The sequence below is a fragment of the Methylocaldum sp. genome (assembly GCF_039794385.1).
In the GTDB taxonomy this organism is placed as follows: Bacteria; Pseudomonadota; Gammaproteobacteria; order Methylococcales; family Methylococcaceae; genus Methylocaldum.
Genome location: NZ_JBDIVO010000111.1, coordinates 1 through 12,804 on the forward strand (window position 1 = coordinate 1; position 12,804 = coordinate 12,804).

The window sequence follows — 12,804 nt, forward strand, 5'->3', positions numbered from 1 at the left end:
TAGCCGGTTTCGCCACTTTTTAGGCTGCTTTGTCCTTGCCGATGCTTATTTTCGGCGAGAATCCCTGATTCAAGCCGGGTATGCCGACGCTCTGGATGTGCATGGCGTTGCTGCCTTCCTCATAACGCGGGAGCCGCCCTTCGGTGTGCCACAACCGATAAGCCAGGGCGGCCGTCAAAACCCGGATCGGATAATCGCGCGGAAGGTTTTGCAGATAGGGCTGGATCGTCACGAAGTCGCGCGCGCCGTACTGCGTCATGATCGAGCGCAAACCGCCGTTGGCCGGCCCGATATTGTAGGCGAGAAGACCGAGGAACAAATCGCCGCGCATCTCCGCCAGATAAAGACGCAGGGTCGCCGCGGCTACGAAGGTATTGTGGCGCTGGTTGAGCATGTCCAGATGGTCGACATCCAGATGTTTCTTGACGACGCTGACCGCCGACTTCGGGGCAGCGGTGATCTGGAAGAGTCCGCGGCCTCCGTCTTTGCTGTCCCGCGGATAGAATGACGATTCCGTAGCGCCGATGCCGACCATGACTTCGGGGTCGACATCGAAGGCCTTGGCAGCTTCGTGGATCGTCGGCAGATAGATTTGGGCTCGCTCGATGATGCGCTGCATTTGAGTCAGATCGGAACGCCGATAGGCGGCAAACACCTGATGCGCAATCGTGTTCCGCTCGGCCTCCTGCATGCCGCCGACCAGGCTGCGAAGCTTGCCGAGATCGCGGCCGAATTCTTCCTGGGCGGCGAACCAGCCGGCTGCGACGGCGACGAAAACCGCCAGGATCGCAGGCAGAATCATGCCTTTGAGCACCAGCTTGGCGCGCATGCCCAGCCAGAGGCGCAACAGCACCGCATTCGCGATCCCTACGGCGAGTACCATTGCGGCGAACGGAAGCAGATTGGACCATAATCCGGTTCCGGCAAACCAATCCACCGAGCGTCCGAATACCGCGATGATTCCGATGAGGGCGGACGCAGCCAATGCCAGGATTTCGGTGCCGATAACGGCGACCCATCGCCACGGGTTCAGTTTTGCCGCGGGCTCGGCGCCTTTCTTGGCCTGTGTCCGTTTCTTTTTCGGCTTGGCCGCGTTATTGGATCGCCGCTTTTTGGGAGGGGATGAGGCAGGAGGGACCAAGTCCAGCTCGCCTTGTACGGGCTTGAGTGGCTTGCTCGGCGCCGCCAGGAATGAATCGGAGGACGAAGCAGGAGGCATCGAAGATTTCTCTTTGGAGATCGACTTGGGACCGGACACGAATCACCTGTTAGTGGAAGTTCCGAATTCCGTCCATGGACTGCCTCGATTCCAGCAATGGAGTGTCTGACGCGTGATTTATCGTTTATCGTAGCCGCTCGACAACACGCCAGCCTATCGTCTCGCCCGCCCTGAGCGGCACCAGGGTATCGTCACCGAATGGGATGGCCTCGGGCATCTTCCACTCGGATTTCTCGATCGCGATTTTTGCCTGATTGCGCGGCAGACGGTAAAAATCCGGGCCGTTGAAGCTCGCAAACGCTTCGAGCTTGTCCAGGGCACCGGCGGATTCGAAAACCGTCGCATAGAGCTCGAGCGCCCCGCGGGCGGTATAACACCCGGCACAGCCGCAGACCGATTCCTTTTGACTGCGTGGATGAGGCGCGCTGTCGGTTCCCAGGAAAAAATTTGGGTTGCCGCTGGTTGCCGCCTCGACCAAGGCCAGGCGATGAGTTTCGCGTTTCAATACCGGCAGGCAGTAAAAATGGGGACGAACGCCTCCGGCCAGCAGGGCGTTGCGATTATAAAGCAGATGATGGGCGGTAATGGTAGCCGCGATGTTCGGCCCGCCATCCTGCACGAATTGGACGCCGTCCCGTGTGGTGACGTGCTCCAGAACGATGCGGAGCGCCGGAAATCGGCTTGCGATGGCGGTCAGATGCCTGTCGATGAACGCTTTTTCGCGGTCGAAGATATCGACCTCGGCATCCGTCACTTCGCCATGCACCAGCAAGGGCACATCGTATCGCTCCATGGCTTCGAACACCGGATAGATCTTTTCGAGGGTGGCGACCCCGGCTTCCGAATGCGTCGTCGCGCCGGCGGGATAAAGTTTCAGCGCCACGATCTCGGGTTCCTCGGCAACCCGCCGAATTTCCTCGGGCGAGGTTCCCTCGGTGAGATAGAGCGTCATCAGCGGATCGAATTCGAGCCCGCCGGGCAAGGCTTCCAGAATGCGGCGGCGGTAGGCGAGGGCGTCCGCCACGGTGGTGACCGGCGGCTTCAGATTGGGCATGATGACGGCTCGGCTGAATTGCCGTGCGCTGTCCGGCAGCACGTCGCGCATGGCGGCGCCGTCGCGGAGGTGCAAATGCCAGTCGTCAGGGCAGGTGATGGTCAGTCGTTGCATGGATGGCAGTGGATGTTTAAAGACGCAATCTTACAAGATTCGGCGCTGCCGTGGTTTGACGGGCAGCACAAACCCACGATGTGCCGGTTCCCGAGCTCCGGTTTGGGAACCGGGTTTTGCAAGCTCCTGCTTGCCGTATTTCGCGAAGCCGGAGCTTCCAAGGCAGCGTTCCCAATCCGGAGATTGGGAACGAGCGTAACCGTGATAAGGCAGGCGGCTGCGAAAGGACTTAAAATGATCAGTTAAGGAAGCTCTGATTAAGTCCTTCGACAGGCTCAGGACGAACGGTAAGGTATTGATTCCGCTCGTGGTGAGCTTGTCGAACCATAATCGAAATCCACTTACTCAGAGCTTCCTTAACACATCGGCGGAGATGCAACCGCCCAGGCTCTTCTGTTTATCAATCGCTCACTCTCTACCGAAAAAACCGTGAATTCCGTTTCCCACGAACGCATACCATTGAAAGATTTCACCGAGAAGGCGTACCTGGATTATTCCATGTACGTCATTCTCGACCGTGCCTTGCCCAATATCGCCGACGGACTCAAGCCGGTGCAAAGACGCATCGTCTACGCCATGTCCGAGCTGGGTTTATCGGCCCAGGCCAAATATAAAAAATCCGCCCGCACGGTCGGCGACGTATTGGGTAAATACCATCCCCACGGGGATTCGGCCTGTTACGAGGCCATGGTGTTGATGGCCCAGCCGTTTTCCTACCGCTATCCCTTGATCGACGGACAGGGGAACTGGGGCTCGCCGGACGATCCCAAATCCTTCGCAGCCATGCGCTATACCGAGGCGCGCCTGACGCCGTACGCGCAGACCCTGTTGTCGGAGCTGGAGCAGGGTACGGTCGACTGGTTGCCGAACTTCGACGGCACCCTCGACGAACCGGCCCTGCTGCCGGCGCGCTTGCCGAACGTGCTGCTGAACGGCTCGACCGGCATCGCGGTAGGCATGGCGACGGATATTCCGCCGCATAACCTGCGCGAGGTGGTCGGAGCCTGCATTCGTTTGTTGGACGACTCCCGGCTCAGCGTCGAAGAGCTATGCGACTCGATCAAGGGTCCGGATTTCACGACTGAAGCCGAGATCATCACCCCGCGCCAAGATATCGTCCGCATGTACCAGACCGGGAACGGTTCGATCCGCTTGCGGGCGCGGTGGGAGCTGGAAGAAGGGAATATCGTCGTCACCGCTTTGCCTCACCAGGTGTCCGGCAACGCGATCATGGAACAGATCGCCGCCCAGATGCAGGCGAAGAAACTCCCCATGGTGGAGGATCTCCGCGACGAATCCGATCACGAGAACCCGACCCGGCTGGTCATCATGCCGCGCGGGCGGCGCATCGACGCGGATCAACTGATGTCGCATCTGTTCGCGACCACCGATCTGGAGAAGACCTACCGGGTCAATCTCAACATGATCGGGCTGAACGGCAAGCCGCAGGTCAAGAATCTTCAGGAAATCCTGCTGGAATGGCTGAGCTACCGCACCGAGACCGTGCGCCGGCGGCTTCAGTACCGGCTGGACAAGGTCATCGCGCGTTTGCACATCCTCGAAGGCTTGCTGATCGCCTACCTCAATATCGACGAGGTGATCGCGATCATCCGGAACGAAGACGAACCTAAGCCCGTGCTGATGGAGCGTTTCGGGCTGAGCGACGTGCAGGCCGAGGCCATTCTGGAACTGAAGCTGCGTCATCTGGCCAAGCTCGAGGAAATCAAGATTCGCGGCGAACAGGACGAGCTGGAAAAGGAACGGGCCAGCCTCGAAGCCACGCTAGGGTCGCAGAAAAAGCTGAACGCTCTGATCAAGAACGAGCTGAAACAGGACGCCGAAAAATACGGCGATGCGCGCCGTTCCCCCATCGTCGCTCGCCAGGCGTCCCAAGCCCTGGACATTACCGTGGTGATCGGCAGCGAGCCGGTCACGCTCATTCTTTCCGAAAAAGGCTGGATTCGCGCCGCCAAAGGGCATGATATCGATCCGACCACGCTCGCTTTCCGGTCCGGCGACAGCTTTCTCTCTGCCGCGCTCGGGCGCAGCAACCAGCCGGCCTATTTCCTCGATTCAACGGGCCGAAGTTACGCCGTGCCGGCCCATGAGTTCCCATCCGCCCGCTCCCAGGGAGAACCCCTGACCGGACGGCTCAACCCGCCGCCGGGTGCGCTGTTCAAGGCAGTGCTGGCAGGTGCGGACGACGACTGGTATCTGTTCGCGACCGACAGCGGCTATGGTTTCATTACCCAGCTCAAGGAGCTCCACACCAAGAACCGGGCGGGCAAAGCCCTGCTGACGGTACCGGAACATGCGAAGGTCCTGACGCCGGTACTGGTCGGTCAACCCGAGTCCGATCTGGTGGCGATCGCCACCGCGCAAGGCCGGTTTCTGGTATTCCCCATCAGCGAGATCCCGGTCCTCAACAAGGGCAAAGGCAATAAGCTGATCCAGATTCAACCGGCGGATCTGGCCGCGCGGCAGGATTACGTAGTAGCCATGACTGCCGTGCCCCCCGACGCCGGTCTGAAGGTTCACTGCGGCAAGCGTAGCCTGAGCGTGACGGCCAAGGATCTGGCCCATTACCAAGGATCGCGCGCGCGGCGCGGAAATCCGCTGCCGAAAGGCTTTCAGCGGGTGGAGCAACTGACGCTCCTAGTCTGAGGGACGTGGCCGGAAACAAGGTTCCGATTGGCGCTCCTGGTGTAGGGTGGGTTAGGCGCGCATGACCACGAACGATGCCGTGATCGCAGGACTCTCAGCGCGCCGTAACCCACCGACACCGCGGCCTTGTCCGGTGGGTTACGGCGCGCGGAAACTCCGCTGGAACTTTGTGGATTCCGTGCGATGCGTGCCTAACCCACCCCACAATCGGTTTCGAGGAGAACGAGGCGTTATCGGTCGCCAGCTCTCTAATGCACGGTCGGAATCCGTATCTTCTGCCCCGGAAAGATCAGGTCGGGGTTCTTGATGACCTCGCGGTTCGCTTCGAAAATCTTCGAATACTTGTTGGGATCCTTGTAGAACTGCTGCGCGATTTTGGAAAGGGTGTCGCCGGACTGGATGACGTAGTACTGCGTGTCGCCGTAGGTCTCCGCCGCCTGGGGGCTAGCTACGCCTGCCGGCAGCTTGACGCCTTCCACCTTCACCGCTTCGACGCCCTTGATGTTGCCGGCCATCAGTGCGGCTTTCTGCAAAGCCTCCGCCGAGTCCGCCTCGCCGGAGAGATAGGCGACGGAATCACGGTAATCCACCTTCAGGTTCTTGATGCCGGGATTGTTTTCGTTGATGTGCTCTTCTATTTTTCGGGCGGCCTGGCCTTCCTCGCTGAAGAGCCGATGTCCGATGTCCTTTGCAAAATCGAAAAGTCCCATGATTGTTACTCCTTTGCTTTTCCGTGTTTGTAGCCTCTGCGATCATTAGACCATCTGTGCTGCGAGTTTATTCGGCGCAAACGGGATTACGGGGAACAGGGGTGCGGTGGATCTTATTGCTCAGTTGCTTGCTATGTTTCGCATCCGCATGGAGCGCCGAACAGGTTGCGATCAGAATCGAGGGGCTCGACGAGAGGCTGGAAAGAAACGTCCGTGCGCTGCTGACCATCGCCCAGGCGGAAAGCATGAGCGACCCGCACAGGATTCGCATCGCTCACGAGCGCGCGCCGGACGAGATCCGAAGAGCGCTGGAACCGTTCGGGTACTACCGCCCGAAAATCGACGCGGCGTTGACGCGCGAAGGGCCGGGCTGGCTGGCGGTCTACCGAATCGATCCGGGAGATCCGATCAAGCTGAGCGAAGTGGATGTCCGCTTGACGGGCGAAGGTCTCGAACTGCGGGAATTCAAAACCTTGATTGCACGCTTTCCGCTGAAGGAGGGTGATGTTCTCGACCATACCCGTTACGAAAAGGGAAAGGAGGCGTTCTCGGAAGCCGCGACCGAGTTCGGGTTTTTCGACGCCAGCTTCAGCCGTGCTGAAATTTTGGTGCATCTTTCGGATTACCGATCCGAGATCCATCTGCATTTCGATACCGGCAAACGTTACCACTTCGGCGAAGTCTCGTTCTCGGAGACACCGCTCAAGCCGTCGCTGCTCGAACGCTTCGTGAATTTCCACGCGGGCGAACCTTTTCGTTCTTCGACCCTGGTCAGGCTTCAGAAGAACCTGCTCGACAGCAGTTATTTCAGCAAGGCCGACGTCATCCCGCACCCCGAGCAGGCGGATGCTCGACAGGTCCCGGTTTCGGTTTCATTGGCAATGCAGCCGAAAAACCGGTTTCAGGCCGGTGCCGGATACGGCACGGACACCGGCCCGCGCTTAACCCTGGGCTATCGCAATCGTTACCTGAATCGCCATGGACATAGCTTCTACGCCGACCTGCGGCTGTCGCTCATCCGTACCGAACTCGACGCGCTATACGCCATTCCCTTGAAGCGTCCGGAAAAGGATCAGCTCGGCTTTGCCGCGCAAATCGGCACCGAGGATACCCTGGCCGGTACAGCCGAAGTCGCACGCATCGGCATCAGGCATTCGACCGCCCGTTGGGGTTTGCGGGAAGTATTGTCGCTGGATCTGCAGCGCGAGCGTTTCGATGTGGGCGAGGGTCCGCAGACCGCGGTTTTGTTGCTTCCGAGCCTGGGTTATACCTGGTTGAGCTCGGAAAACGTGCTGAATCCCGAGCGCGGGGCGCGTATCGACCTGATCGGGAACGGAGCTTCGAAAGACCTGCTATCCGATGTTTCGTTTTTCAAGCTGCGGCTCAACGCCAAGGGGATCTACAGCCTGGGGGAGCGCAACCGGCTGATCGCGCGCGCCCAGCTCGGCTATATCGCGACCGACGAATTCAGCGAGCTGCCGCTCACGCAACGCTTTTATGCCGGCGGCGACAGGTCCGTGCGCGGTTATCGTCTGAACGAGATCAGCGCGAGGAATGCGGACGGGGACCGCATAGGCGGGCGCTACCTGACCGTCGGCAGCATCGAATACGAGCGGACGCTGTTCGGCCCTTGGGGCGTGGCCGTCTTTTACGATGTCGGACGTGCCGCCAATCATTTCGACGAACCGTTCAGTCATGGTGTCGGCCTGGGAGCCCGCTGGCGTTCGCCCATAGGTCCGGTTCGGCTCGATTTCGCCGTGCCCCTGTCGAGGGCGGAGGACTCGTTTCAGGTGCATCTGATTCTGGGTCCCGATTTATGAAGCGCCTGACGGCAGCCGTACTGGTCGTATTTCTTGTTCTCGCCGCCGTCGGCTACGTGCTGCTCGCGACCGAGATCGGCCTAACATGGCTGGTTCGCGGCGTGGAGCGTGGGGTCGGCGGTTTGAAAATCGGCCCTGCCTCAGGCTCGGTGCTGGGCGGATTTTCGCTTAAGGATCTGAGTTACCGGGATGAGCGATTGAGCATAGACCTCCGGGAACTCGAGATCGCATGGCGGCCGAGGGCCTTGCTGCGCCGAACCTTGCATCTCGACACGGTTCGCTTGAGGGATGTCCGCGTCTTGCAGATCGCCGAAGCCGCGCCGGAGCCGAAAGCCCCTCGGTTGCCCGATTTACGTCTGCCGTTGGATATAGCGATCGACGAGATCGAGATTCGCGATGCAAGCTGGCAGTCGTCCGAATCGGCGGAGCCGATCCGTCTGGAACGGATCGATGCGGGTCTGAAACTTCGCGAAGGCCGCATGACGGTCGAACGGCTCAGCGTAAAAACGCCCGAGGTCAGCGCATCGCTCGGCGGAACCATCGCTCCCGGCGAAGAACGACCTATCGACCTCGATACCGCATGGACCGTCGAGCTGCCGGACCGGCCGAAAATTGCCGGGGGCGGAAGGATTACAGGAGACCTGGAGCGGATTTCGACGGTCCAGCGGATTACGGCTCCGACGGCAATGCGCGTGACGGCGGAGGTCCTGATCCGAGAAAATTCCCGCGCTTGGAATGCCGAGGTCGATCTTCCCGAATTTCCGTTGGACCGGCTCGATCGGGACTGGAAGGCGTGGCCGTTCTCCGCACAGTTGAAAGGCGAGGGCACCAGCCGCACAGCCAAGGTTTCCGGAGATTTCGCGTTGACCGTGCCGGACGTGGGCCAAGCGCGAGGGCGCTTGGACCTGAGCTACCGGGACCCCGGCGAACTTGCGCTCGAAGCGCTCATCCTGAGGCTCCCCGAGACCGGAACGGAGATCGCTATCTCGGGGCAGGTTCGCGGTCTTCAGGAAACACCGGAAATCGATCTGGAGGCCCGATGGAAGAACCTGCTCTGGCCGCCGCAAGCGGATGGCGCATGGCGGAGTCCCGAAGGAAGGTTGACCGTTGCCGGAACCCGCTCGGATGTCCGGGTCGAACTTGACGGGCTGATAAGGGATCAGCGGGTTCAGGCGAAAGGAAACATCGGATTTCCGGAAGACGCCGTCGTGTTCCGGGATTTTCGCGTGAACAGCGTGTCCACGGCCCTGGTGGTGGACGGCGCTTGGGGGCCGCAGTTGAATCTCCGCTGGACACTGAGGTCCGACGATTTGGGAATCTGGCTGCCGGGCGCCAAAGGCCGGATGACGAGCAGCGGAAAGCTGGAAGGAGCCCGATCGGCGCCTGCCGTCGAAGCGGAGCTCAATGCCGCCGGCTTGAAATACCAGGAGTACGGCGTACGGGATTTGAGCCTGACGCTCAATGCGGGCGCCGCGCCCAACGCGCCGTTGACCTTCGATCTACAAGGGAATTCGGTCCGCTTCGACACCTATACCATGGATATCGGACTTTCCGGACGCGGCAGCCGGGAAAGACATGAATTGACCGGACGGATCGACAGCCCGCCCTATGCGCTAGCCTTCGAAGCGGAAGGCGGGTTGCGCGAAGATGCCTGGAGCGGCGTACTGAGCAGGTTCGATCTCAAGGAACCTCGATCGGGTTCCTGGACCCTGCGCGAGCCCGCAAGCTTGAAGCTCGGGCGAACCCGAAGCGAGATCGAGGAAATCTGTTTGACCAACCGGGACGCACGCTGGTGTTTCGAAGGAGAGATCGCCGAAGGCGGCGAATGGTGGGCCGCCGCCCGCGTGTCGGGTGTTCCCTTAAAGCTATTCGGGGCTGAATTGCCGGAGCCGATGCCTATCTCGGGCATGCTGGAAGGCAGCGCCGTACTTCGCGGCAAAGACGATCTGATAGATCAAGGCATTCTGGATCTCGATGCGGAAGGCTTAGCGTTCGATCTTACCGTCAACGAGTCGAAGAAGGTTCGGATAAGACCGGAAACGGCATCGATATACGCGGATCTTTCCGGCCAAATATTGACGATGCAAGTCGGAATACGTCAGGCGGGACTCCTGGACATCCAAGGGGCGCTGGAGAGCCGGGGAACCTTCCGATTGGCCGAGCTTCAGGATCTGCCGGTGTCGGGACGTCTGACCGTCGATTTGGAAACCTTGGCGGTGTTCGAACCCTGGCTGGCGCAAATCGAAGGCTTGAGCGGCTCGTTCCGGGCGGATTTAGGGATCGAAGGCACAGCGAGAGCGCCTTTGTTGGATCTCGAGGCCAGCGTGCCGGATGCCGGTTTTCGCGTACCTCAATTGGGCATCGGTATCGAACATCTGACGCTGCGGGCGAACTCGGTAGAGCAACGACAAATCCGGCTCGAAGGGAGCGCGATGTCGGGTGGCGGAACCGTACGGATGAGCGGCCTCTGGCGGCTTGACGGTACGGCGGGCTGGCCCTTGAACTTGAATCTGGACGGAACCCGGTTTCTCGGCGTCGACACGCCGGAAGCCAAGGTCTACTTGTCGCCGGATATCAACATCATGACCGAACGGCAGCGGATCGATATGCGGGGACGGGTAGATGTTCCGGAAGCGTTTATCAACGTTCCCAAGAAGGAACAGGCCGTGACCCCGTCCGAGGACGTCGTGCTGGTCAACGGCGAACCGGGCGAGGAGGAAACAGAGTTTCGACTGCATAGCGACGTTCAAGTCGTCCTCGGCGACAAGATTCAAGTAAAGGCCGCCGGCTTCCAAGGCGAAATCGGCGGCAGGGTAAGAATCGTTCAGGAGCCGAACGAAGAGGCGCGCGGAACCGGGCAGATCGTGGTTCAGGACGGTACCTATTCCTTCTATGGGGTTGACTTGACCATAGACGATGGGCGTTTGATTTTCACGGACACGCCGGTGGACAACCCCGGATTGGACGTTACCGTCACCCGCAGGCTGGACCAGGTAGTGGCCGGTGTGCGGGTACTCGGCTCGCTCAAGAACCCCAACGTTTCCTTGTACTCCATACCGCCGTTGCCCGAAGCGGACATTCTCGCCTACCTGATCGCCGGAAAACCCATGGACTTTGCGCCGCGCGAGGAAGGCGACAGGCTGAGAAATGCCGCTTCTTCCCTGGGCGGAGCGGCCGGAAGCCTGCTCGCGAGAGAAATCAGCAGCCGGTTCGGACTGGGGGGACTATTGGACGAGATCGGAGTCGGAACACCGAACGGCACCGAAACCACATCGCTATTCTTGGGGAAATACCTAACGCCGCGGCTTTACCTGCAATACGGTCTCGGCATATTCCAGTCGAGCAACGTGTTCAAGCTGCGCTATAAGCTCAATGAGCATTGGCGGCTTCAATCGGAGACCGGAGAGCAGAGCGGGGCGGACATTCTTTTCGAATGGGAGAGATAACGCTCCGGAGCCATCGACTCGTCGACGAGCGATATCGGATTTCTTGCGTCGCATCGGCCAATGCGTCGAAAGGGGACAAGCTTGCCGTTGGCGCAATCGGTTCGCTAGCATTCCTTTCCATGAACCCCGGTAGCGGTAGGGTTATTTAAAGAATAAGCTTGTCATCGGTATTGCATCGAAACGCTCAGGAATTCTGTTTCAATCATGAACGCGCTGTTGTCGTTTATCCAAAAACTGCTCATCGGATTGTTCGTACTAGGCCTTGCGGTGCTGGTACTGGTCGCGCTGATTCGTTACCAGGGCGATGAAGGTGAGGATCGAAAATCCTGGAAGCAGGCCAAAACCCAGAATACCATCGAGGGATACTTGGACTATCTGCGGGATTGCCAAGCGTGTCCACACGAGCAGGATGCGGAAAAAGCATTGGATCAGCTTCAGCGCCAGCGGGGATTGGTCGCCCGGCTCGAGCGCACGCACTTGCCGCCACGCGCCGGCATCGCCCTTCCCATTTTTTCGCCTGACGGACGGGACATTCTGGCGGTGGGCGGAACCAGCCTATATTTTTGGGATTCGACTACGGGACGGCGGTTGATCCGGGACAAGAACGGCTTTCAGACCCGCGGCGGTCGCTATTTGGAGGCTTTGGCATATTCTCCGGACGGCCTCCGGATCGCGGCCGGAATGTCCGGGCACGAAGGCGGGTATCTCGTGTTGTGGGATCAAAAAACAGGAGAGCTGCTGGCGGACTACGCCGTGGAGTGGTACGACGTGAAGTCCGTCGCATTTTCGCCGGACGGCAAATCCGTGGGGTGGATCGCCCGTGGACCGGCCGGAATCTGGGAACCGGGCAGCGGAAAATTCTTGCGCGCTACGCATGAGGGATCGGACGCTTTGGCGTTCGTTCGCAGGGACGACGGCAAGCCCCTTTTGGTCACTGCCTCGGGCAGGGAAGTTTGGTTTTGGGATGCGGCGTCCATGGAGATCGCCAAGCAATCCGAGCTCAATACCGACCGATCCCTTCTGGGTTTGAGTCAGGACGGTTTCTTGGTGGCGTTTCGCGAGGGGCCTGTTCTCGAACTCTGGGATACGCGATCAGGCACACTCATCGCCAGCTTGGGAGATCATGACAGCGAGATTGCGGGTTTCTGCCGCGAAAGCCGGAAAGGCTGGATAGCGGTGGGTACGAAAAGCGGCAATCTATACCTTTGGGATATTGCGGAGGCCAAAAAGCTGGGAAGTGTGCTCGCACACGAGGGTTCCATCGAGCAGATCGCATGCTCGAGGCAGGGCAAGGTGGTAACCGTCGGTTGGGATGCCGCCAAGGTGTGGGATCTCGAGAAGCTGCGCCATGCGAGCCAGGAGTAAAGGGTAGTCCGGCTGTCCTCCTGCGAGCGGAAGCCCAGGACCGCGAATCGTAGCAATCTAATCCGGCAGGATACGAACTCTTACGTATTCTCCACACGAAACCACGACGGTTAAATACACCCACTCGAACGACAGCCGTAGGCTGGCAAAACCTCCGAAGGATGACGTCGAGTTCGGAACCGGAACGTTCCAATAAGGACCGCAATACGGCTTAGAAGCAGAGGGATTTTTGCCGAAGGACAGGACGTTCTTGACGGATCCGGGATGTTCCGTAGGAGATTGAGACAATTCTTAATCCAACCGGGATGGTTGCAATGGATTTGAATTGATCCTATGTGACCGGACAATCCGAGTTCGGCTGGGATGCAATTTCGAACAGGGAGGTTCTCGTTTCCCTTCTGTCTTTAAGGAA

The 12,804-nt window shown here is 59.6% G+C and carries 7 protein-coding genes; 4 read left to right on the top strand and 3 right to left on the bottom strand.

Going from position 1 to position 12,804, the window contains the following annotated elements:
• Window positions 1–19: 19 nt before the first annotated feature.
• Both ABJK70_RS11470 and pyrC read right to left on the bottom strand, forming a co-directional pair.
• Entirely contained in the window at window positions 20–1,219 is a 1,200-nt protein-coding gene (locus ABJK70_RS11470; RefSeq protein ID WP_077729645.1) for a transglycosylase SLT domain-containing protein, read from the bottom strand.
• Between the two features lie 124 nt (window positions 1,220–1,343).
• Entirely contained in the window at window positions 1,344–2,387 is a 1,044-nt protein-coding gene (gene pyrC, locus ABJK70_RS11475; RefSeq protein ID WP_077729579.1) for a dihydroorotase, read from the bottom strand.
• 429 nt (window positions 2,388–2,816) lie between these two features.
• Here pyrC and parC point away from each other — a divergent pair, with 429 nt between their 5' ends.
• Window positions 2,817–5,051 (top strand): DNA topoisomerase IV subunit A, encoded by a 2,235-nt coding sequence (gene parC / locus ABJK70_RS11480; protein ID WP_077729577.1) that lies wholly within the window; start codon window positions 2,817–2,819, stop codon window positions 5,049–5,051.
• 248 nt (window positions 5,052–5,299) lie between these two features.
• Here the strand turns inward: parC and lysM are convergent, their stop codons facing one another.
• Window positions 5,300–5,761, bottom strand: a complete 462-nt coding sequence (gene lysM, locus ABJK70_RS11485; protein ID WP_347258052.1) for a peptidoglycan-binding protein LysM — start codon at window positions 5,759–5,761, stop codon at window positions 5,300–5,302.
• A gap of 101 nt (window positions 5,762–5,862) precedes the next feature.
• Between lysM and ABJK70_RS11490 the strand changes: the two genes are divergently transcribed.
• The 3 genes from ABJK70_RS11490 to ABJK70_RS11500 all read left to right on the top strand — a co-directional run bounded on the left by ABJK70_RS11490 (window position 5,863) and on the right by ABJK70_RS11500 (window position 12,392).
• Window positions 5,863–7,581 (top strand): autotransporter assembly complex family protein, encoded by a 1,719-nt coding sequence (locus tag ABJK70_RS11490; protein WP_077729575.1) that lies wholly within the window; start codon window positions 5,863–5,865, stop codon window positions 7,579–7,581.
• Window positions 7,578–11,027 carry a translocation/assembly module TamB domain-containing protein gene (locus ABJK70_RS11495; protein ID WP_347258053.1) on the top strand — a complete coding sequence of 1,150 codons (3,450 nt, stop codon included), beginning with the start codon at window positions 7,578–7,580 and terminating at the stop codon, window positions 11,025–11,027. The genes ABJK70_RS11490 and ABJK70_RS11495 overlap by 4 nt, the downstream gene beginning before the upstream one ends.
• Before the next feature lie 204 nt (window positions 11,028–11,231).
• Window positions 11,232–12,392: a hypothetical protein gene (locus tag ABJK70_RS11500; RefSeq protein WP_133715952.1), complete on the top strand. Its 1,161-nt coding sequence runs from the start codon at window positions 11,232–11,234 to the stop codon at window positions 12,390–12,392.
• Window positions 12,393–12,804: the final 412 nt, after the last annotated feature.

Coding starts and splice junctions, on each gene's coding strand:
- ABJK70_RS11470 (WP_077729645.1), bottom strand. CDS start 1,219: ATGCCTCCTGCTTCGTCCTCCGATTCATTCCTGGCGGCGCCGAGCAAG.
- pyrC (WP_077729579.1), bottom strand. CDS start 2,387: ATGCAACGACTGACCATCACCTGCCCTGACGACTGGCATTTGCACCTC.
- lysM (WP_347258052.1), bottom strand. CDS start 5,761: ATGGGACTTTTCGATTTTGCAAAGGACATCGGACATCGGCTCTTCAGC.
- ABJK70_RS11495 (WP_347258053.1), top strand. CDS start 7,578: ATGAAGCGCCTGACGGCAGCCGTACTGGTCGTATTTCTTGTTCTCGCC.
- ABJK70_RS11500 (WP_133715952.1), top strand. CDS start 11,232: ATGAACGCGCTGTTGTCGTTTATCCAAAAACTGCTCATCGGATTGTTC.